23 protein-coding genes, 1 tRNA gene and 1 pseudogene are annotated in these 18,774 nt (G+C 69.8%); 17 read left to right on the top strand and 8 right to left on the bottom strand.

Going from position 1 to position 18,774, the window contains the following annotated elements:
- Positions 1–218 precede the first annotated feature (218 nt).
- The 3 genes and pseudogenes from ACFU5O_RS18000 to ACFU5O_RS17990 all read right to left on the bottom strand — a co-directional run.
- The gene (locus tag ACFU5O_RS18000; RefSeq protein WP_384241334.1) at positions 219–659 is read right to left on the bottom strand and encodes a DUF6228 family protein; all 441 of its coding nucleotides are present in this window, start codon (positions 657–659) and stop codon (positions 219–221) included.
- Between the two features lie 42 nt (positions 660–701).
- A complete protein-coding gene (locus ACFU5O_RS17995) occupies positions 702–884 on the bottom strand; it encodes a hypothetical protein (protein ID WP_384241720.1) in 183 nt (60 codons plus the stop codon).
- A 146-nt stretch (positions 885–1,030) separates the two neighbouring features.
- A pseudogene (locus ACFU5O_RS17990) lies at positions 1,031–1,144 on the bottom strand (IS110 family transposase); the annotation flags it as partial.
- A 568-nt stretch (positions 1,145–1,712) separates the two neighbouring features.
- Between ACFU5O_RS17990 and ACFU5O_RS17985 the strand changes: the two are divergent.
- The 3 genes from ACFU5O_RS17985 to ACFU5O_RS17975 all read left to right on the top strand — a co-directional run bounded on the left by ACFU5O_RS17985 (position 1,713) and on the right by ACFU5O_RS17975 (position 4,207).
- The gene (locus tag ACFU5O_RS17985) at positions 1,713–2,444 is read left to right on the top strand and encodes an SDR family oxidoreductase (RefSeq protein ID WP_384241331.1); all 732 of its coding nucleotides are present in this window, start codon (positions 1,713–1,715) and stop codon (positions 2,442–2,444) included.
- 30 nt (positions 2,445–2,474) lie between these two features.
- Positions 2,475–2,921: a cupin domain-containing protein gene (locus ACFU5O_RS17980; RefSeq protein WP_384241329.1), complete on the top strand. Its 447-nt coding sequence runs from the start codon at positions 2,475–2,477 to the stop codon at positions 2,919–2,921.
- Between the two features lie 419 nt (positions 2,922–3,340).
- Positions 3,341–4,207, top strand: a complete 867-nt coding sequence (locus ACFU5O_RS17975) for an alpha/beta fold hydrolase (protein WP_384241327.1) — start codon at positions 3,341–3,343, stop codon at positions 4,205–4,207.
- A gap of 463 nt (positions 4,208–4,670) precedes the next feature.
- On the opposite strand, the gene ACFU5O_RS17970 is transcribed toward ACFU5O_RS17975, so the two are convergent.
- From ACFU5O_RS17970 to ACFU5O_RS17960, 3 genes are all read right to left on the bottom strand, one after another.
- On the bottom strand, positions 4,671–5,219 hold the full coding sequence (locus ACFU5O_RS17970; protein ID WP_384241325.1) for a hypothetical protein: 549 nt from the start codon (positions 5,217–5,219) through the stop codon (positions 4,671–4,673).
- A 361-nt stretch (positions 5,220–5,580) separates the two neighbouring features.
- A complete protein-coding gene (locus ACFU5O_RS17965) occupies positions 5,581–5,964 on the bottom strand; it encodes a hypothetical protein (RefSeq protein ID WP_384241323.1) in 384 nt (127 codons plus the stop codon).
- Positions 5,961–6,431, bottom strand: a complete 471-nt coding sequence (locus ACFU5O_RS17960) for an NUDIX hydrolase (protein ID WP_384241320.1) — start codon at positions 6,429–6,431, stop codon at positions 5,961–5,963. Before ACFU5O_RS17960 ends, ACFU5O_RS17965 begins: the two co-directional genes overlap by 4 nt.
- Before the next feature lie 18 nt (positions 6,432–6,449).
- On the opposite strand from ACFU5O_RS17960, the gene ACFU5O_RS17955 reads away from it, so the two are divergent.
- From ACFU5O_RS17955 to ACFU5O_RS17895, 13 genes are all read left to right on the top strand, one after another.
- Positions 6,450–7,229 (top strand): GntR family transcriptional regulator, encoded by a 780-nt coding sequence (locus ACFU5O_RS17955; RefSeq protein WP_384241318.1) that lies wholly within the window; start codon positions 6,450–6,452, stop codon positions 7,227–7,229.
- 138 nt (positions 7,230–7,367) lie between these two features.
- On the top strand, positions 7,368–7,700 hold the full coding sequence (locus tag ACFU5O_RS17950) for a hypothetical protein (RefSeq protein ID WP_384241315.1): 333 nt from the start codon (positions 7,368–7,370) through the stop codon (positions 7,698–7,700).
- 3 nt (positions 7,701–7,703) lie between these two features.
- The gene (locus tag ACFU5O_RS17945) at positions 7,704–9,047 is read left to right on the top strand and encodes an FtsK/SpoIIIE domain-containing protein (RefSeq protein ID WP_384241314.1); all 1,344 of its coding nucleotides are present in this window, start codon (positions 7,704–7,706) and stop codon (positions 9,045–9,047) included.
- Positions 9,048–9,051: 4 nt separating this feature from the next.
- A complete protein-coding gene (locus tag ACFU5O_RS17940) occupies positions 9,052–9,690 on the top strand; it encodes a DUF2637 domain-containing protein (protein WP_384241312.1) in 639 nt (212 codons plus the stop codon).
- A 15-nt stretch (positions 9,691–9,705) separates the two neighbouring features.
- Positions 9,706–9,894 carry a mobile element transfer protein gene (locus ACFU5O_RS17935; protein ID WP_134407505.1) on the top strand — a complete coding sequence of 63 codons (189 nt, stop codon included), beginning with the start codon at positions 9,706–9,708 and terminating at the stop codon, positions 9,892–9,894.
- Positions 9,895–9,913: 19 nt separating this feature from the next.
- Entirely contained in the window at positions 9,914–10,069 is a 156-nt protein-coding gene (locus ACFU5O_RS17930; protein WP_134407504.1) for a hypothetical protein, read from the top strand.
- 22 nt (positions 10,070–10,091) lie between these two features.
- On the top strand, positions 10,092–10,382 hold the full coding sequence (locus ACFU5O_RS17925; protein ID WP_384241309.1) for a SpdD protein: 291 nt from the start codon (positions 10,092–10,094) through the stop codon (positions 10,380–10,382).
- Between the two features lie 90 nt (positions 10,383–10,472).
- Positions 10,473–11,030 carry a GGDEF domain-containing protein gene (locus ACFU5O_RS17920; RefSeq protein ID WP_384241307.1) on the top strand — a complete coding sequence of 186 codons (558 nt, stop codon included), beginning with the start codon at positions 10,473–10,475 and terminating at the stop codon, positions 11,028–11,030.
- A gap of 107 nt (positions 11,031–11,137) precedes the next feature.
- Positions 11,138–11,326 (top strand): hypothetical protein, encoded by a 189-nt coding sequence (locus tag ACFU5O_RS17915; protein ID WP_384241305.1) that lies wholly within the window; start codon positions 11,138–11,140, stop codon positions 11,324–11,326.
- Between the two features lie 3 nt (positions 11,327–11,329).
- Positions 11,330–11,647 carry a hypothetical protein gene (locus ACFU5O_RS17910; RefSeq protein WP_384241302.1) on the top strand — a complete coding sequence of 106 codons (318 nt, stop codon included), beginning with the start codon at positions 11,330–11,332 and terminating at the stop codon, positions 11,645–11,647.
- On the top strand, positions 11,644–13,038 hold the full coding sequence (repSA, locus tag ACFU5O_RS17905; protein WP_384241301.1) for a replication initiator protein RepSA: 1,395 nt from the start codon (positions 11,644–11,646) through the stop codon (positions 13,036–13,038). The genes ACFU5O_RS17910 and repSA overlap by 4 nt, the downstream gene beginning before the upstream one ends.
- A complete protein-coding gene (locus tag ACFU5O_RS17900; RefSeq protein WP_352103701.1) occupies positions 13,035–13,223 on the top strand; it encodes a helix-turn-helix domain-containing protein in 189 nt (62 codons plus the stop codon). Before repSA ends, ACFU5O_RS17900 begins: the two co-directional genes overlap by 4 nt.
- Entirely contained in the window at positions 13,223–14,374 is a 1,152-nt protein-coding gene (locus ACFU5O_RS17895; protein WP_384241299.1) for a tyrosine-type recombinase/integrase, read from the top strand. The genes ACFU5O_RS17900 and ACFU5O_RS17895 overlap by 1 nt, the downstream gene beginning before the upstream one ends.
- Before the next feature lie 68 nt (positions 14,375–14,442).
- On the opposite strand, the gene ACFU5O_RS17890 is transcribed toward ACFU5O_RS17895, so the two are convergent.
- Positions 14,443–14,518: transfer RNA gene (locus ACFU5O_RS17890), tRNA-Arg, on the bottom strand.
- A gap of 846 nt (positions 14,519–15,364) precedes the next feature.
- Here ACFU5O_RS17890 and ACFU5O_RS17885 point away from each other — a divergent pair.
- On the top strand, positions 15,365–17,221 hold the full coding sequence (locus tag ACFU5O_RS17885) for an AMP-binding protein (protein WP_384241296.1): 1,857 nt from the start codon (positions 15,365–15,367) through the stop codon (positions 17,219–17,221).
- Between the two features lie 75 nt (positions 17,222–17,296).
- Here the strand turns inward: ACFU5O_RS17885 and ACFU5O_RS17880 are convergent, their stop codons facing one another.
- On the bottom strand, positions 17,297–18,568 hold the full coding sequence (locus ACFU5O_RS17880) for a M6 family metalloprotease domain-containing protein (RefSeq protein WP_384241295.1): 1,272 nt from the start codon (positions 18,566–18,568) through the stop codon (positions 17,297–17,299).
- Positions 18,569–18,774: the final 206 nt, after the last annotated feature.

Raw genomic sequence — 18,774 nt, 5'->3', positions numbered from 1 at the left:
AGTGGTCAAGGGTTGTCGGCGTTGGTCGTTGGTCGCCGCTGAGCGCCCCGCACAGCCCAGAGACGGCCTGAGTGCTCTGTGGTGCGCCCCTCGATGCGAGCTACGGGCAGGGCGGTTGCTGAGGTCTGCCGGGCCGGCCTTTTGGCTCCGCACGGCCTTTTGGCTCCGCACGGACGTTGTTGGTCGACTGCCGTCACCGTTTCTCGTAGCGCGCGGATCTAGGGTCGGGGCTCGGACTCCAGGAAGAGGCCCATCCTGGCGGCCAGGTTGCGCATGTCTTCTCCCGGGGCATGGCTGGTGATCGCTTCGAAATGCCACTCTTCCGACGGTGGACGGTCGTGCAGGCCCCAGGTCAGATGCACGGAACGCCCTGAGTGCCGTGCAGAGACCGTCAGGTCACCTTCCAGGGATTGCCAGGTTCGGACGCCCTCCCAGCCGCGGAATTCGTCCGCCAGCCTTGTCAAGAAGACATCAAGACCGTCGCCGTCCAGCGTGCGGACCGAAACCTCAACGCCCACCCACTTGCCGCGAGCTGTGACCAGGAAGTCCAGCACGGGGTCATCGTCGATGTCCGGGAAGGGGCGCGTCGGCTCGTGAAAACGCAGCTCGATCCCGCTGCCTACGCGGACATCCCGGCTCTCATCGTCTTCCCCGAACATGTGAGCAGGCTATAACCGCAGGGGCCTGACCAGTGCAGGCCCTTACATGCGCCCCCTTCTGATCACCAGCTCAAGCCGGATCGGGGGAGGGCCCGGGCCGATGCCGTCGCGGGTCTTCGGTGTCCCGCTGGCCCGGCCGGAGAGCACGGCGGTGGCGGCGGCGTAGGCGTCGACGGGGTCGGACTTTCCGTTGGCCCTGCGGGCCCGCCGGTCGGGCCGGTCCACCTCGATGACGGTGACCTGGTTTGTTCGCAGGACGCGGGTGAGCTGCGAGCCGTAGGCGCCGGTGCGCCGACGCCGACGCCGACGCCGACGGCGATGACCTCGCCGTGTGAGCGCAGCCAGTTGAGCAGCCGGCGGTAGCCGTCGGAGGTGGTGGGGAAAGCCTGGGTGGCCAGGTGCCGGCCGATGGAGTCGATCACGGCGGCCTGGTGGAAGTCGGTGTGGGTGTCGACGCCGCCGACCACCGCTATTTGGTCTGCCATCGGTGGTTGCTGCTGTCCTTCCGTGCGACGCGTGAGGGACGGCGCGCGCCGGTCGGGCGGCAGGACAAGACTGTGATGGGACCTTTGGCCGGGCCTATGAGGTCACAGACGCCCGACCGGCCGCGCACGGGGGCGGCACCGCCCACGACGGCCGACAAATCATCAACAGGACAGCCGGACGGCGTCGGTCAGACGGAGAGTCAGGCCCCCAGGGCGGCACCGCCGACATCCTCACAGTCAGCCGTGGATGTCAGAGCCTTCTGATCCGTAGCTCTGCGCGGCTCAGTCGGCGGGGGCCATACAGGCCTTGGCACATGGTTCTGGACCCGGTACAGGATGTCTGCGGTCGGCGGGGTTGCTGTACCTCGTTGCTGTACTTCTGGAGCCCCCCGCATGGGCCGCTCGATTTGCCTACTTCGCAGTCGCCTGTATGCACCCGTTGCCGTCAGCGTTGTCGTCAGCACGCAGCGCCACCAGGATGCCCAGGAGCGCACGGTCCGCGTGCGCCGCGTACTGCACAGTCGCAATCTGGACGTATGACCTATCGGTGCGCGACGAGAGGTGCCCCATGAATATCGCAGTCATCGGCGGTACCGGCCTGATCGGGTCGCAGGTCGTGAAGAAGCTGAACGCGGCCGGGCACGAGGCCGTGCCGCACTCGCTGTCCACAGGTGTCGACGTGATCACGGGTCAGGGCCTGGCGGAGGCGGTGGCCGGCGCCGATGTGGTCGTCAACCTGACGAATTCCCCGACCTTCGACGACGCGTCCCCGGCGTTCTTCCGGACCTCGATGGACAACCTCCTGGCCGCCAGCCACAAAGTCGGGGTGGGGCACGCCGTCATTCTCTCGATCATCGGCGCGGACCAGGTGCCCGACCTCGTCTACTACCGGGCCAAGGTCCTGCAGGAAGACATCCTCAAGGCCGGGCCGATCCCCTACTCGATCGTCCGCGCCACCCAGTTCATGGAGTTCATCGACGCTGTCATGTCCTGGACCACCGAGGCCAACACCGTCCGCCTGCCCACCACCCCGCTCCAGCCCATCGCCGCCCAGGACATCTCCGACACCGTCGCCGAAGTCGCCGTCGGTCCCCCCTTGAACGGCACCCTCGATATCGCCGGGCCGGACGTCTTCCCCCTCGACGAACTCGGCCGGATCACCCTGAACGCCCGCCCCGACGGGCGCACGGTCGTCACCGACGACACCGCCGGCATGTTCGCCGTCGTCCACGGCGATGCCCTCACCGCCAAGGGCGACGCCCGCATCCTCCCCACCCATTACAGCGACTGGCTCTCCTGAACCACCCCGCCCATCACCGGAGGCCTCACAATGTCGAACAATGAGCCGGCAGCAGACAGCGCTGAGAGCCAACCGCGCTCAGAAGCATGGAAGACGGCGCTGACTGTGCTGCAGTCGGTAGAACCGCCGTCCATTCCGGATGGGGCAGAGGCGATGACGGTCCTCATCGAGTTCCCTCCCGGCGACCCCGGTACCCCTCCGCACCGGCACTCGGGACCCGCCTTCGGCTACATGCTGGAGGGGGAGATGCTCTTCGAGCTGGAAGGCGAGCCCGAGCGTGTGATCAAGGCCGGGGAGACGTTCTGGGAGCCGGGCGGCGATGTCATCCACTACCAGGACGGAAACAACCGGACGGACTCCTCGAGCCGCTTCCTCGTCACCATGATGTGTGCGCCGGGTCAGCCCATGCTCACCCTGGTCGACGACGAGGAGCTGGCACAGCGTCAACACCTGCGAGCTCCCCGTCCGGGCACCTAACCCGCCGCTGTGTCGTATCTGGACGGATTCGAACCTGCGACACCTGTTTAGTGCTTGCGGCACGTGAGCCTCGCCGACAGCCGCGGTTCCCCGTGGGTCCCCGCGCCAACTGGCACGTCTGTGGCCCGGGTTGACGCTCTCGATGCGCAGTACGGGCGGGTGGTCGCTGAGGTCCCTTGGACTGACCGCTCGGCTCCTTGGGGTGCACTGAAGGCCAGCTACTGGTTGATGGCGATATCCCTGAAATTCCCCACCCTGCGCTCAGGGCTTCCTCAGACCTGCTCCCCGTTGTTCACCACCCTCAGTCATTGTGCGTTCGAAGGTAACGGTGGGACATCTCCGCCCGCAGTTCCCGCCTGTCAGCGAACCCGAATGCGTCACGTGCCGGGTCCGCGCCCTACGAACGCGTGAGGAAAGAAATGAACAACTCCCTGCCCGTCGTCCTGGTGCACGGTTTCTGGCACGGCAGCTGGTGCTGGAACCCGGTGGCCGAGCAGCTGGCCGGCCGCAGGATCCGGTCGGTCGCTGTCGACCTCGACGGACACGGACTGCGCGGGCCCGCACTGCGGGCCCGCTGGGCGCGGCCGTTCGACGCAGAGGCATTCGCCACCGAACCATCACCGGTCCGGACCGTCACCGCATCGTCCGCGGCGGCTTCCCTCGCCGACCGGATACGAACGATCGGCGCCGGTCGGCCATGTCTCGTGGTCGCGCACAGCATGGGTGGTGTGGTCGCCACCGCACTGGCGGAACTCGCTCCGGAACTCGTGGGAGGGCTGGTCTATGTATCCGCGCTCGCACCGGTGAACGGGGTGCCGGCGGCCTTCTACAGCACGTGCCCGGAGAACGCCGACGAGAAGTTGCTCCGACTGCTGGCAGCCGACCCGGCGGTGGTCGGCGCGGCGCGCATCGACTTCGACGACCCGGACAGGCACGATCAGATCAAGGAGGCCTTCTACAACGACGTCGACGACCGCGCGGCGGATGCCGCGATCGCCCTGCTCAGTCCGGATGGTCCGGTGGGGATCCCCGGTGAGGAACTGACCGTCACCGCGCAGCGCTACGGCAGCATCCCGCATTCGTACGTGACCTGCACCCGGGACAACGCCATCCCCCTGGCGCTGCAACACCGCTTCATCAAGGAGATCGACGCCGTGTCGGCTTCCCCGACCGCCGTTACCGAACTCGACTCCTCCCACTCGCCCTTCTTGTCCCAGCCCGCCGCGCTCGCAGAAGCGATCGCCAGCAGCGTCCCCGACATGACCTCTCTGCGGCGGACTCCGTGAACACCTTGGGCGACGGCGTCGTCTGACCACCACCGATCAACAGCGCCCGGCGACCTTCCGGTCGCCGGGCCCTCACCGGGCCATCGCCGACCGGCTCGGAGCGATGATCCGCCAGAGCAACGGGGGAGCGGAGTTGTAGCGAGCATCTGACACGTGCGTGGCCCGCCCGCGATCATGCGAAAGGGCCAGTTCGAGAGGATCAATCCTCTGAACTGGCCCTTTTTCCTGTGCCCCCGGCAGGATTCGAACCTGCGACACCCGCTTTAGGAGTTCGATCCAACCTCGGCCCGGAGGTGTCAGCGGGTGGATGGGTCGGACGTGCTGAGCCGCGCAAGGGTGCCCGCGTCCGCCACCGTTGATGTCACACGTGGATGTCAGTCGGGGGCAGCGCTCCTTGGAGATCTTGCACCAGCCCGTGACACACCGCTGCGTACCCGTGGCGTTCCCTGCCGTCGGCCTGTCGTCAGATTCGTCGGTCGATTGCGCGGGCGATCGCACTATTCAGGTCGAGTCGCTGTTGCCCCAGTCTCGTCCACGCTGCCGAGCGATTCTCCGGAGAGTCGAGGTCCCGATTTAGGTTCTGCTTGATCGCTAGGCATTCCCTGTTGATCCCCAGTGCGATGCGAGTCACGTCCCTGTTTCCCACTGAATGGACCCCGTTGTAGCTGCTGTGGACCAAGTCGTCGGCGCGCTTCAGATCTTCGAGGTCAAAGACGTCAGCTCTAAGGCATCGGCGGAACTCGTCCAGCGAAGTCTGGTAGGCCGCGTAGTAGGGAAGCGTGGTCTGCATGCGAGCTGTAGCGGCTGCCATCTCTGCGCTGAACCGTGTTGCGGCGGCTGCCATCTCTGCGCAGTAGCGCGCTGTCTCTGCGCTGGATCGTGTTGCGGCGGCTGCTATCTCTGCGCTGGATCTTGCTCCTCGCCCCGCCAGGGTCCCACCGATGAGAGCACCCCCTAACGCGCCTGCACAGCCCACTCCTGCGACGATCAAAGCTGCCAGTCCCTCGCCCATGAACAACGGTGTAGCACAACGCGTAGGTCGGTGGGAGCGGCTTTGGGCGGGAGCTGCCATGGGGCGAGAGATCGGGGCCCGTAAGCTTCCCGCGACTCGGGCAGTCTCCTGACCTGCCCGCAGTGGCCCGATGTGGGCCCCGATCTTCGAGGCTCGCCCCATGGTGGCTGCCTAAAGCCGCGGAGCCGACCGCCCCAGCCCCCTGCCGGCCGTTCTCGCCTCGGCCAAGTCGTCTTGCTCCAGCCGCGCGACCGGCGTAGCCGGGGACGGAGCGGGGCGGAGACAGGAGCGTCGTCCTCGGCGGTGAGCCGGGGAGCGCGCGGCGAGCGGAGCGAGCCGCCTTGATGAAGTAGAGAAACTCTTACCGCGCGGCCTGGTTGGCTGTCGGGGCTTGCGCAGCGCGGAACTCGTCCAAGAGGTCGAAGAACATGTCCAGGGGCTGTCCGCCCGCTGCTTCAGCTGCCCGTTCGATCTCGACGGCCCAGCCGAGCGGGCTCGCGTACTGCATGCCGAGCCGAGGCCAGAGCCACTCGCTGAACGGCCCGAAGTGGTCGAAGTCCTTTGCCGCCGGGGCTCCGTGGATCTCGCAAGCGACGCTGTACCCGTAAAGGATCGACTGAAGGTGCAAGACGGAACGCCCTCGCACGTACATGCCTGGCCTGAGGCGAACGTCGTCGAGGAAGTCGTGTACGCCGCACAGCTCGTGCAGCGGCCTTGGCTTGGGGAGTCCGGCATTGCTGGTCATGCCGATGCCTCCAGCAGTTGTTGGCCGTCGTGGCTCCGGACGTGGGGTCCGTTGCCGTCCAGTGCATCGAGCAGGCGCACCGCGTAGACCTCGGACATTCGCTCGGCGACTTCTTCCGGCGTGAGCCAGGCGACCGCCGTCGACTCGTCGGAGGTGCGCTCGGTGCCCCCGGAGGGCTTGCAGCGGAAGACCAGGGCGACGATGCCTCGCGTCGTGTTCTTGTAGACGCCGCTGAGCTGGTCGACTTCGACGTGAATGCCGGTCTCTTCCCAGACTTCGCGGGCCACACCGTCTTCCGGCGTTTCGGAGAGCTCCAGAACTCCGCCCGGCAGCTCCCAAGTCCCGTTGTCTGCCCGGCGGATCGCGAGGAGCCGGCCGTCCTCGCGCATGACCGCCCCCGCCACGGACACGGAGTGCAGTGGCGTTGACTTGTGCTGCGGGGAACCCGTACTCATGTACAGGAGCATAGGAGGAAGAGAAGGACTATGGGAACCGCGGTAGGAGGTGGCAGGGCCGTACCTCGGTACGTTCAGATCGCCGACGAGATCGTTCAGCAGATCCGGGCTGGTGTCCTGAAGCCTGGTGACATGGTGCCGAGTGAGTCCGAGCTCGTCGAGCGCTACGGCGTCTCCGGCGGGACGATTCGCAAGGCCATGGTGGAGGTCCGCGCCAGTGGCCTGGTGGAGACTCGGCACGGCAAAGGCTCGATCGTGAAGGATCGGCCGCCGGTGCGGCTGCGGTCCTCGGACCGGTTTCGGGCCTCGCATCGTCGAGGCGGCAAGGCCGCGTACCTGGCCGAGTCTGAGCAGTCCGGCGCGACTGCCAAGGTGAGCGTGCTCTACATCGGCCCGATGGAGGCTCCCGAGGAGATCGCCGAACGGCTCGGCGTCGAGGCCGGCGCCCAGGTGCTCGCGCGGCGGCGGCTCTACTTTCGGAACGGCACACCCGTCGAGACGGCCACTTCGTACCTGCCGTGGGACGTGGTCAAGGACATCCCCGAGCTGTTCGGCGAGAACCCCGGCCCTGGCGGCATCTACGCCCGCCTCGAGGACGACGGCCACGTCTTCGCCGAATTCGTCGAGACGCTTCAGGCCCGATCGGCGAGCAAGGCCGAGTCGTCCGAGCTCGCCTTGAGCCCCGGAGCTCCGGTCGTTCACCTCGTGCGCGAGGCCGTGACCGAAGAGGGTCGGGTGGTCGAGGTCTGCGACACCCTCATGGCCGCTGACCAGTTCGTCTTCCAGTACAGGATCCCCGCGGCCGACTGACGCCCGCTCAACTCCCTTTAGCCCGCCGCGACTTCTCCGTCTCGGCGGGTTGACTCATGTATAGGAGTCATGCACTCTTCTTCATGTCACTCATATACATGAGTGACGGAGTCCAGCACTTCTAGAGGAGTGATCTCTGTGCGTGTGATCCCCGTGGACATGAGCGGCGTGACCGCGATGGTGGCCCAGCCCCCGCAGCCGAAGATGAAGGACAGGAAGAACGGCGTGATCGCCGTGGACGCCGAGACCGGCGGCTCCCTGATGACGGTGGACGTGCTGTTCGTCGCGAACGGCAACGCCGACCTGGTCACCGTGACGGTGGCCGAGGCAGACCTCTCCGGTGAACTCGTCACGGGCACGCAGGTGGCGCTGTCCGGCCTGGTGGCACGGCCGTGGGAGAACGAGTTCGACGGCAAGAAGAAGCACGGAATCACCTTCCGCGCCGCTGCCGTGACCGCGCTGGCGGGCTGACTCATGAGCGCCCGAGAGTTCCTGATCTACCTGGCTTTGGTGCTGGTGGCCGCCGGACTGCTCGTCCTGCGGCGCTGGCGCCCCGCCTGGTACTGGTACGCGGTCGGCGCCTCCGCCAAGCTGATCCGGATCGTGGTCACGTACCGCTCGGTCATGGAGGCGTGCGGGCTCACCGAGCCCCCGTCCCGTTTCCGCCTCGCTGTCGCGGCGACGACGAACCGTACCGCCCCGCGCAGGGTGCCCCGCCTGGCTCGCATCCGGTTCACCGCGAGTGGCCTGGTCTTACGGATCCGGATGCAGCCCGGGCAGGAGGTCCACGACTTCGAGACGGCCACCGAGCGGCTGCGCCACTCCTGGCGGGCCTACGCGGTGCACGTCTCGGCGCTCACCCCGGGGTGGCTTCAGGTCAAGGTCGTCGGGTACGACGTGCTCCGCCAGGTCGTGATGCCGAAGAGGGCGCGTCCGTCGCTGCTGAGCATCCCGGTGGCCGTGCGCTCCGACGGAGCGGTCCACACAAGGGACTTCCGCACGGTGCCGCATGAGTTGGTGATGGGCGCCACGTTGTCGGGGAAGTCGGTCTACCTGCGTGGCCTGTTGGCCGGCCTCGCGCCGCAGCCTGTCGCGCTCGTCGGGATCGACTGCAAGTGGGGCGTGGAACTCGCCCCGTTCTCGCCGCGGTTGTCCGCGCTCGCCTGCACGCCGGAGGAGGCCGCCGAGCTGCTTGACGCCCTGGTGGCGGAGATGACCGAACGATACGAGCTGATCCGGAGTGTGCAGCGGCTCGGGCCCGGTCCGGTGGAGTCCATCACGTCGGACATCTGGGGACTGCCGGAGGACATGCGACCGGTACCGGTGGTCGTCTTCGTCGACGAGGTGGCGGAGCTGTTCCTCACGGCCTGCTCCGCCGACGAGAAGCGCCGAGACCAGATGGTCACCCAGCTCGTTCGCCTCGCCCAGCTCGGCCGCGCCGCCGGCCTCTACCTGGAGGTCTGCGGGCAGCGCTTCGGCGCCGAACTCGGCAAGGGCGCAACCGCACTTCGCGCCCAGCTCACGGGCCGGATCTCGCACCGGGTGAACGACGAGACCACCGCCAAGATGGCGCTCGGCGACATCAGCCCGCTCGCCGTCCTGGCCGCCACCGCCATAGCGCCGGAACAGCGCGGCGTGGCCGTCGCGGGCGACTCCTCGGGCGGCTGGTCCCTCGTCCGCAGTCCGTTCACCGAGCTCGCAGACGCGGTGGCCACATGCACCGAGCACGCGGCCCTGACCCCCGACCTGCCCGGTCTGGCCGCCTTCCGTCCCGTGGTCCCCGCCCTCGCCTTCGACCTGGTCGCCGACAAGGACTGACGCCATGCGCCCATCGCTCCGACTCGACGCCGTCCTCGTGCAAGCCGTGATCGCCGGGGCCCTTTCCTTCTCCCACCTGCACGACCTGGCAGAGGCCGCCGGACAGCACGGCTGGAAGGCATGGGCCTACCCGGTCTCCGTGGACCTCCTGCTCGTCGCTGCCTGGCGTCGGCTCCGGACGCTGAGGGATGCGGGCGCGTCGCGAGGGGCTGCCTGGTCCTGGTTCGCCGTGGCCCTCGCTGCCTCCCTCGGGGCGAACGTCGCCACGGCCGGGCTGCTCGATCTGAACGACGTGCCGGACTGGCTGCGCATCCTCGTCGCCGGTTGGCCGGCGCTCGCCTTCCTCGGCGGCACGCTCCTCGTGCACACCCCGGAAGCCACGCGACACGCGCCCGAGCCCGTCGCCCAGGAGGACACGGCACCCGAGGTCGTACGGGCAGAGGTTCCCGAGGACGAGCCCGCTTCGGCTCCGGAGCTCCCGGCCGCCGACCCCGCGGTACCGCCCGCCCTCATCGTCCACGCCCGGAAGCTCGCCGACTCGCACCGCTCGGCGACCGGACGCGACATCGACGCCGACACCCTGCGCTCCCGGCTCGGCGTCCCCGCCCCGATGGCCGACGCCATCGCCGCCCGACTCGCCTGAGAGGAGGTGATCCCCATGCCGCGCAACCGCTTCTGGGACGTCGACCGCATCGGCCCCGTCCAGATCGGAACCCACCGCGACCGGCAGGGCCGCGAGGCCCACGCCGCCGCCTGCACCGCACCCGGCTGCGACTGGTCGGCCGACTACCTCAACCGCGCCGCCGCCGAGCTGGCCGCCCGTACCCACCGCTGCAACCCCCGCTGACCACTCAGGAGATCACGCCATGGACGTACCGCTCTGGCTCGCGCTGATCGTCGTCGGCGCCCTCGGCATCAAGCTCGTCCGCCCGCCCTGGTGGCTCGTCGCCGTGCTCCTCCTCGGCGGCTACCTCCTCGCCGACAGCCTCCTCGCCCCGGTCATCGACCCGCTCGCCAAGTAACCGACAGGAAAGGACACGGCCCGTGTTCAAGCCCAAGTACCCGCCCTCCGACACCTACGACGCGCTCACCAGCCGCATCGCCCCCGCGCCCGTCCCGGCCGAACGGCCCGCCGCGCCGGCGGCCTCGAACCGGCCCGGGCTCGTCGACCAGGTCCGCGTCAACCCGGCCGCCACGGTCACCGGGGTCGTCGCCGTCGGCGCGGTCCTCGTCTCCATGCTCCTGGCCGTGGCCATCACCGGCCTCGCGCTCTCCATCAGCGGCGTCGTCCTCCTGGTCCTGGTCCGCATGCTCCGCCAGGAATTCCGCCGCTGACCGGCCTCCGGGCGGTGCCACAAGCCGCCAAGCATCGCCACCGCCCGGACGGCCCACGCACCTCTTCCAACCGCAAACGAAGGGACAACCGTGGACACCCAAGCGCTCGCCTTATCCCTGCCGCTGGTCGGCTGGGTCGCACACTTCGGCTACCTCACCCACCGACTGGCCACCGCCCGCCGCGACCCGCTCACCGGCCTGCGCACCCGCGCCGGATGGACCGCCCGAGCCGAACGCATCATCCGCCGCCACCGCAACGCCGTCGTCCTGCTCCTGGACGTCGACGACTTCAAGCACCTCAACGACACCCACGGCCACGCCGCCGGAGACGCGGCACTGACCGCCATCGCCGCCCGTCTCACCGCCTGGTGCGGCCGACACGGCATCGCGGGCCGCTTCGGCGGAGACGAGTTCGTCGCCGTCGTCCGCTCCGCCGGCACGGAGGACATCGACCGCCTCGTCGACCTCCTCCACGAACCGCTCGCCCACGCCGGTGTACGCATCCCGCTCTACGTGTCCACCGGGGCCTCCCGCGTCGTGGACCTGCCCCTGCGAAGCCTCTCCGACGCGCTCTGCGCCGCCGACGCCGCCATGTACGAGATCAAAGGCAAGGCCGGCCGCCGCGGGACCCGCACCCTCGCGCGCTGATCCATAGCCACGCACTGACCGGCCTCCGGGCGGCGCACAAGCCGCCAAGCATCGCCGCCGCCCGGACGGTCCGGCCCCTTCCAACCGCAATCGAAAGGACCACCATCATGTCCCAGCCCACCCCTGCCCGGACACGCGTCTGCCCCGACTGCGACGGCTTCCCCGCCGTCAAGGTCACCCTCGGCGGCCGCGACCGGTCCGGACACCTCCGCACCATCACCGCGCACTGCACGGCCTGCCACGGCACCGGCACCGCGTCGGCCCGCCGTCCCCTCACCGTTCCGGCGGGGAGGTAGGGCATGGACGCCTCGCTCAACAACCCGCTCGGCACACAGGCCGCACTGTTCGCAGTCCTCGCCCGCTTCACCGAGGCACACCCGGACCTGCCCGGCGCCTACATCACCGCCAGCGACATCACGCCCGCTGAAGCCCACGTCCTGCTCGACGGCCCGAGCGACCTCGAAGCCTGGCGCCAGGCCCTCTACGCGGAACCCGCCGCCGTGCTGATCACCGAACGCGCTGAGGGTACGAAACTGCTCTTCACGGCATCGCTCGGCCTCATCTCTCTGCGCGTCTACACGATCTGCGAGCCCGTCGCCGTGGCGGTGAGCGCGTGACCGACACCGCGACCATCGCGGGCCTGGACCCGGCCACCCTCGGCGACCTGCTGCGGGTGGCCGGGTCCCCCGGCTTCGACCGCTGGCGTGACCAGATCCGCCGCACAGGCGGCTGCGCCAATCCCATCCATCTGTCCGGCTGGACCCTCACCAAGGACAAGACCACCGGCGACACACTGCACCGCTACTCGACCGACACCGAGCCCGATGGTCGGCTCCGCGTCGCCTGCGGCAACCGCCGCGCATCCCGCTGCCCGGCCTGCGCCTGGATGTACGCCGCCGACACCTATCACCTGATCCGCGCCGGGCTCATGGGCGACCAGGACAAGGACGTCCCCGCCACCGTCCGCGACCACCCCCGGGTCTTCGCCACGCTCACCGCCCCGTCGTTCGGCCGCGTCCACAACCGCCCCGACTCCGGCCGCTGCCGCTGCGGCCTCCAGCACCCGGCGGACGACGACGCACTCGGCACACCGATCGACCCGGCCACGTACGACTACGCTGCGGCGGTCCTCTTCAACAACCACGCCGGGGAGCTCTGGCAGCGCCTCACCAACCGGCTTCGCCGCGAGATCGCCGCCCGCGCCGGCATCACACAGCGCGAACTCAAGGAATGCGCCCGAGTCTCATACGGCAAGGTCGCCGAGTTCCAGAAGCGCGGCGCCGTCCACTTCCACGCCGTCGTACGCCTCGACGGACCGGACGGCCCCGAATCCCCGCCACCGTCCTGGGCCACCGTGCAGCTGCTCACCGACGCCATCCGCGCCGCCGCCGCGCACTCCTACACGACCATCACCGTCCCGGCCGCCGACGGCCACCCTGCCCGCACACTGCGCTGGGGCACCCAGCTCGACATCCGGCCCATCCGCGCCTTCGAGGCCGGCACCGCCATCACCGAACAGGCCGTCGCCTCCTACGTTGCCAAGTACGCGACCAAGGCTGCCGAGACGACCGGCACCGTAGACCGCCGCATCGGCAACCGTGAGGTCCTGGTCCTCCTCGACATCCCCGACCACCCACGCCGCCTCATCGAAGCGTGCTTCGACCTCGACGCCGCGTATCCCGACCGGCGACTGAGGGCCTGGGCCCACATGCTCGGCTTCCGCGGCCACTTCTCCAGCAAGTCCCGCCGCTACTCGACGACCCTGGGCGCCCTCCGGCAGGTCCGCGCCGACTACCGCGCCGCCCAGCAACGCGACGAACTCGGCCTGCCCGACCCGGACCACGACCCGACCGTCCTCGTCCTGGCCGACTGGCGGTTCGCCGGACAGGGCCACAGCCCCGGCGAGTCCGTACTCGCCGCCTCTATCGCCAGAGACATCCAGCTCAACCGCCAAACCGCCCGTGAAGCCCTGCAAGACCAACTGGCCCTGGAAGGAGCCGCAGCATGACCACCGCGACCGCCGAACTCCTCACCGTGCCCGAGGTCATGGCGCGGCTCAAGCTCGGACGCTCCAAGGTCTACGACCTGATCCGCTCCCGCCGCCTGACCTCGATCAAGATCGATGGCTGCCGCCGAATCCCGGCCGACGCAGTCCAGGACTTCGTCCTCGGCCAGATCGAGGAGGCCGCCTGATGGCGACGCAGCGCAAGCGCAACCCCAACGGCGCCGGCACCATCACCAAGCGCAAGGACGGCCGCTACCAAGCCGCCGTCTACGTTCTCCAGCCGGACGGCACCCGTGCCCGCAAGTTCGCCTACGGCAAGAGCTGGGCGGAGTGCGACGCCAAGCGGCGGGAGCTCCTCGACAAGGTGGACCAGGGCGTGCCCGTCCCCACCCGTTCGGCCCGGCTCGCTGAATGGCTGCCGTACTGGCTGGACAACATCGTCAAGCCCCGACGCAAGCTGAGCACCTACGACAAGTACGAAGCACACGTGCGGCTCTACCTTGTGCCCATGGTGGGCTCGAAGCGTCTGGAATCTCTCGGCGTCGCCGATGTCCGGCGCTTCATCGTCCAGCTGGAGAACAAGACGACCGCGGCCACCGCCAAGGAGTCTCACCGAGTGTTGCGCACGGCTCTCAGCGCAGCCTGCCGCGAGGAACTGGTGACCCGGAACGTGGCCGCCCTCGTCGAGCCGCCGCGGGCCAAGTCCCGGGAGCTGAGCCCCTGGACCCTCGACGAGACGCTGGACTTCCTCGCCGCTGCCCGTAAGGACCCGTTGTACGCGGCCTTTGTGCTCGCGATCGCCATGGGCCTGCGCCGGGGGGAGATCGTCGGTCTCCGCTGGAGTGATGTCGACCTGGACAACCGCGTGATCTATGTCCGGCAGCAGACCCAGCGACGGCGCGGAGTCCTCTACGACGACGAGACCAAGAACCGTCGCCGTCGTGCGCTGCCGCTCCCGGCGATGTGCATCCCGCCGCTGCGCTGGCATCGGATGCGCCAGGCGGCCGCGAAGCAGCGTGCGGGGGAGTCCTGGGACGAGAACGGCCACGTCTTCACCACCCGCACGGGCCGCCCGGTCGAGCCGCGCAACGTGTACCGCTCCTTCACCCGCGTCGCCGACTCCGCCGGCCTCCGCGTCGTCCGGCTGCACGATGCCCGGCACGGCTGCGCGACGCTGCTCACCGCGGCCGGGGTCGCGCCCCGCGTCGTGATGGAGATCCTCGGGCACAGCCAGATCAGCATCACGATGGACGTGTACACGCACGTCGTCCAGGACACGCAGCGCGAGGCGATCAGCCACATGGACCGGCTGCTCAAGAGGCGCCCGGGCCGTGAGTGACCGCCCCCGTTGATGTCAAAAGCTGATGTCAAAGGCCCCGGACCATGATCGGTCCGGGGCCTTTTGGCTGGTGCCCCCGGCAGGATTCGAACCTGCGACACCCGCTTTAGGAGAGCGGTGCTCTATCCCCTGAGCTACGAAGGCGGGGATCTGTCGGAAAACGTGTCTGAAACCGTTGATCGACAGCGCGGCGCCCGACCCGTGGGGATCAGCCACCGTCGGACAGTGTAGCGGGTGGTGCTTGATCGGGATCTGACTACGGGCGGTAGGTGGGGCCTCACTCGGCTTAGGCGCCCTGGAGGCGATTGATCATGGCTCGGGCGACGGAGTTGTTGGGCCAGGCGGAGCCGATGTAGATCAGGAGCGCCGCGTCGGCGCCGTGGGCGGGCGCCCTCTTGCAGGGTGGCTCTGGTCGAAGCGTGAGTACTGGGAGCGCTGTCCTGGCGGAACACTTCAGCCGTCGGCCGGCGGGGTTGTCCGGCGGGACCTGACGCAGGTGCTCGGTTCTGTTGAGCTGTTTCGGGAGCTGCCGCGGGACGAGGAGTTGTTGCTCGAGCTGATGCACTGCGAGGCGGCCATGGCGGGCGCCTCCGCCGCACTCGCGACGTACGACCGCCACCGCCGTTCCCTGTGCCGCGCCGCAGGTCCTGTACCAGGAGTTGTTTGCCGGTGGGCTCGGCAAGACGCGGTCGGTGGACGCATCCGGCCTTCGTCGCCGAGCGGTTCGCATCGACGGCGGCAACCGGTGCGTCGGCCCTCGGTGACTCAGCTCCGCGGCGACCGCGCGCCGTGCGCCACGCGGTCTCCGTCCACCGCGCCACGCGCTCGCGCCGACCGCACCATGCGGCATACGCCCTCCAGCCCCGGCGGGCGTACGCCGAACGCGTCTTGACGACGCAGGGACCGGCGCATAGCGTCGCCCCGAGCTGAGCGGGCGCTCAGCCCGCCGGCCGGCCGGTGCGGCGCCCACGTACGACAGAAGGGCGCCCCGTGCCGCACCCCCGTTCCGCCGCCCTCGAAGCCCTCACCGCACCGGGCGCCCCCTTCGCGGTCGCCGACGGGGTGTACACGTCCGGGCCGCGCACGCTGCGGGAGTTCGTCGAGGCGACGTGGGCGTTCGGGGACCGGCCCTTTCTGGTGGCGGAGAGCGGGACGTACACGTACGGGCAGTTCTTCGCGGCCGCGTCGGCGCTGGCGCGGCGGTTCACCGGGGAGTACGGGCTGCGGCCCGGCGACCGGGCCGTCGTCGGGATGCGCAACCACCCCGAGTGGCAGATCGCCTTCTGGGCGGCTCAACTCGCCGGACTGATCGCCGTGCCGCTCAACGCCTGGTGGACCACGGAGGAGTTCGCGTACGCGCTCGACGACTGCGAGCCGCACGTCCTGCTCGTCGACGGAGAGCGGCTGCCGAGGGTCGACGCGTGGGCGAGGGCACGGGCGGTTCCGGTCGTCGTCTTCCATCACGAAGGGGCGGTCGGCGAAGGCGTCGTACGGTACGAGGACCTGCCCGCCCCTGATCCTGCCGCCGCGCCGCCCGACGTCGACGTACGGCCAGAGGACGACGCCACGATCTTCTACACGTCCGGCACCACGGGCCGGCCCAAGGGCGCTGTCGCCACTCACCTCGCGCAGGCCGGGGCCGCGATGAATCCGCGCTACACCGCAGCCGCCTCCGCACTCGCGAGAGGCGTGATGCCGGGCCAGGGCCCGGCGCCCGTCACGCTGATGACGTTCCCGTTCTTCCACGTGGCGGCCTTCACCACGCTGTACTCCCTGATGGCCGTGGGCGGGACCCTCGTGCTGATGCGGAAATGGGACGCGGACAAGGCCCTCGGGCTGATCGAGCGGCACCGCGTCACGCATTGCTCCGGGGTGCCCACCACCGCGCTGCAACTGCTCGATGCGGCCGAGCGGCGGAACGCGGAGCTGTCGAGCCTCACCCACCTCAACACGGGCGGGGCCGCCGCGCCGCCGGACCTCGTCGGCCGGCTCACGCGGCGCTACGCGGAGCGGATCGAGCCCCGCAACGGCTACGGGCTCACGGAGACCAGCGGCGGTGTGACGGCGAACTTCGGTGCGGAGTACCGGGAGTTCCCGGACAGCGTGGGCCGGCCCACCCCCGCCACAGAGGTGAGGATCGCCGGGCCCGCGGGCGAGGCTCTCCCGGAGGGCGGGACGGGTGAGTTGTGGCTGCGCGGGCAGTCGCTGGTGCGCGGGTACTGGCGCAACCCGGAGGCCACGGCGGCCGCGTTCACGGAGGACGGCTGGTTCAGGACGGGTGACCTCGCGACCGTGCGGGACGGCGGCCGGGTCTCGATCGTCGACCGGATCAAGGACATGGTCGTCCGCGGCGGCGAGAACGTGTACTGCGTCGAGGTCGAGGCCGCCCTCCACGACCATCCGGACGTCGCCGACGCGGCCGTCCTCGGGGTACCGCACGCCGTCCTCGGCGAGGAGGTCGCCGCCGTCGTCCAGCTGCGGCCCGGGGCCGCCGTGACCCCCGACGAGCTGCGGGCTCATGTCGGCAGGACCCTCGCCGCCTTCAAGGTGCCGGCCTACGTCGTCGTACGGGACGAGCCGCTGCCCCGCAATCCCACCGGGAAGATCCTCAAGCGGGAGCTGCGCGAGCCGGTCGGGGCGCAGGTCCGGAAAGCGGGCGGGGCGCGGGTGCCGGAGCAGGCAGGGGCGCGGGTGCCGGAACAGGCAGGGACCCGGATGCCGGGACAGGCAGGGACGCGGGTGCCGGGACAGGCAGGGACCCGGATGCCGGGACAGGCAGGGACGCGGGTGCCGGAGCAGGCAGGGGGGCGGGTCCCGGCACGGGGCGGGACGCCGGCCGAGAAGTAGGCGGTGCTGTCGGGTCGAGGGTGAGCCGACGGGCAGGCGCGGGCGGACCGGGGGCAGGTCCGGGCCGGCCGGGGCTCAGGGGCGCGTGACCCGTACCCGGTAGGTCCCCGTCGCGTCCTCCGCGACCACGGTGATGCGGATCTTGTTGCGCGGGTCCGTGAAGGACTCGCCCGGCCGGTAGGGAGCGTCCGACAGCTCGGCGTGCACATTGGGCCGCCGCGTGCAGCCGCCGCTGTCCTGGTCGCTGTCGGCGACCCGCACCGGTCCCTGTCCTGTGTCGATGTCCGTCTCGACCCGGTAGACGAGGACGCCCGGCTCGCAGACCGCCTCGTCGTTGCCCTCCCGGGTGCGGACCTCCACGGCGTAACCGGAATCCGCGCTGAGCGGTACGAAGACGAGCTTGCGGCCGCCCCTGGTGGCGAGCGGCGTCAGTTCGTACTCGCTCGTTCCCGTGGCGGAGGCGCAGCTGACCTGGTCGTTGTCGAGCCAGCCCAGCTTCCACTTGTGCCAGCCCAGCAGGTCGTTGTTGGCCCCCCAGTCCTCGGACATGATGTCCCAGTGGCCGACCGCGCCGCCGCCTTCCGAGGTGTAGAGGTCGGGCAGGCCGAAGACATGGCCGTTCTCGTGCGGGAGCACGCGGAAGCCGGTCTCGTCGTACGAGCCGGATCCGTCGTCCTGGCGGCTGTAGACGAACGAGGTGTTGGCGAGCGGCACCCCGTCCGCGTACGGCGCGTCGTGGTTCCCGGAGAAGGTCACGGACAGAACCGTGTCCAGCGCGGACGGGCCGGCGTTCGGCGTGACGAGTACGTTGACCAGGTCGTACGCACTGAAGTCCACATGCGGGTCGGCCGCCGTCGCGATGTCCTGCACCAGCTGCCGGTAGCCGGGCTCGAACGGCGAGCCCCGGTCTATCCCGTACGCGGCGAACGGCATCGGCATTCGCAGCCAACCGGCCAGGGGGGCTTCGGGACGGTAGCTGAGGCGTCCGTACGAGCTGGTGGCGAACCACTTCTGGGTCTGCGGGGAGAACTCCTCGAACCGCTCGAGGGCCGTTCCCTCTCCTTCCGCGTCGGGGAAGTCGATCATGATGCTGAGGGCGCGGACCTCACCCGTGGAGCGCACGTACCCGGGCGGCGTGGGCATGCCCTCCGACATCTGCACGCCCATGGTCGCGGCGATGCGACAGGGTCCCAGCGCCGATTCCTCGGCCTCCGCGACGGGGCTGCCGGCCGAGATCCGGGAGGGGCCGGGGAGGTACGAGCTCGCCGAAGTCAGCGCGCCCAGGGTGAGTGCCGCTACGGCGCCGAGCGCGGCGGGTCTGCGTATCCGGCGGCGGGTCTGCTCCATGCGGTCGCCTTCGGGTCCGCGGCAGCCGGCCGGTCCTCGACTGCGCTCCGTGCGATCAGCCTCGGTCGGGCCGGGAGCGGGCGCGCGCCGGGTGGGCCGATCGTGGGACACGCCCGGCGGGTCGCTGCGCGGAGACTTGCATGACGTGGCTCAGGTCACACGGATTTTTCCCGGCGGCCGAAATAACCGGGGACCGTTTCCCCGTT

This window comes from Streptomyces sp. NPDC057445 (genome assembly GCF_042802855.1).
Classification (GTDB): Bacteria; Actinomycetota; Actinomycetes; order Streptomycetales; family Streptomycetaceae; genus Streptomyces.
This window is presented reverse-complemented; position numbering and strand designations above follow the sequence as displayed.

What these genes read in the sequence shown, in the direction of transcription:
- ACFU5O_RS18000 (WP_384241334.1), bottom strand. Translation starts at nt 659, where the DNA reads ATGTTCGGGGAAGACGATGAGAGCCGGGATGTCCGCGTAGGCAGCGGG.
- ACFU5O_RS17985 (WP_384241331.1), top strand. Translation starts at nt 1,713, where the DNA reads ATGAATATCGCAGTCATCGGCGGTACCGGCCTGATCGGGTCGCAGGTC.
- ACFU5O_RS17980 (WP_384241329.1), top strand. Translation starts at nt 2,475, where the DNA reads ATGTCGAACAATGAGCCGGCAGCAGACAGCGCTGAGAGCCAACCGCGC.
- ACFU5O_RS17975 (WP_384241327.1), top strand. Translation starts at nt 3,341, where the DNA reads ATGAACAACTCCCTGCCCGTCGTCCTGGTGCACGGTTTCTGGCACGGC.
- ACFU5O_RS17970 (WP_384241325.1), bottom strand. Translation starts at nt 5,219, where the DNA reads ATGGGCGAGGGACTGGCAGCTTTGATCGTCGCAGGAGTGGGCTGTGCA.
- ACFU5O_RS17965 (WP_384241323.1), bottom strand. Translation starts at nt 5,964, where the DNA reads ATGACCAGCAATGCCGGACTCCCCAAGCCAAGGCCGCTGCACGAGCTG.
- ACFU5O_RS17960 (WP_384241320.1), bottom strand. Translation starts at nt 6,431, where the DNA reads ATGCTCCTGTACATGAGTACGGGTTCCCCGCAGCACAAGTCAACGCCA.
- ACFU5O_RS17955 (WP_384241318.1), top strand. Translation starts at nt 6,450, where the DNA reads ATGGGAACCGCGGTAGGAGGTGGCAGGGCCGTACCTCGGTACGTTCAG.
- ACFU5O_RS17945 (WP_384241314.1), top strand. Translation starts at nt 7,704, where the DNA reads ATGAGCGCCCGAGAGTTCCTGATCTACCTGGCTTTGGTGCTGGTGGCC.
- ACFU5O_RS17940 (WP_384241312.1), top strand. Translation starts at nt 9,052, where the DNA reads ATGCGCCCATCGCTCCGACTCGACGCCGTCCTCGTGCAAGCCGTGATC.
- ACFU5O_RS17935 (WP_134407505.1), top strand. Translation starts at nt 9,706, where the DNA reads ATGCCGCGCAACCGCTTCTGGGACGTCGACCGCATCGGCCCCGTCCAG.
- ACFU5O_RS17930 (WP_134407504.1), top strand. Translation starts at nt 9,914, where the DNA reads ATGGACGTACCGCTCTGGCTCGCGCTGATCGTCGTCGGCGCCCTCGGC.
- ACFU5O_RS17915 (WP_384241305.1), top strand. Translation starts at nt 11,138, where the DNA reads ATGTCCCAGCCCACCCCTGCCCGGACACGCGTCTGCCCCGACTGCGAC.
- ACFU5O_RS17910 (WP_384241302.1), top strand. Translation starts at nt 11,330, where the DNA reads ATGGACGCCTCGCTCAACAACCCGCTCGGCACACAGGCCGCACTGTTC.
- ACFU5O_RS17900 (WP_352103701.1), top strand. Translation starts at nt 13,035, where the DNA reads ATGACCACCGCGACCGCCGAACTCCTCACCGTGCCCGAGGTCATGGCG.
- ACFU5O_RS17895 (WP_384241299.1), top strand. Translation starts at nt 13,223, where the DNA reads ATGGCGACGCAGCGCAAGCGCAACCCCAACGGCGCCGGCACCATCACC.
- ACFU5O_RS17880 (WP_384241295.1), bottom strand. Translation starts at nt 18,568, where the DNA reads ATGGAGCAGACCCGCCGCCGGATACGCAGACCCGCCGCGCTCGGCGCC.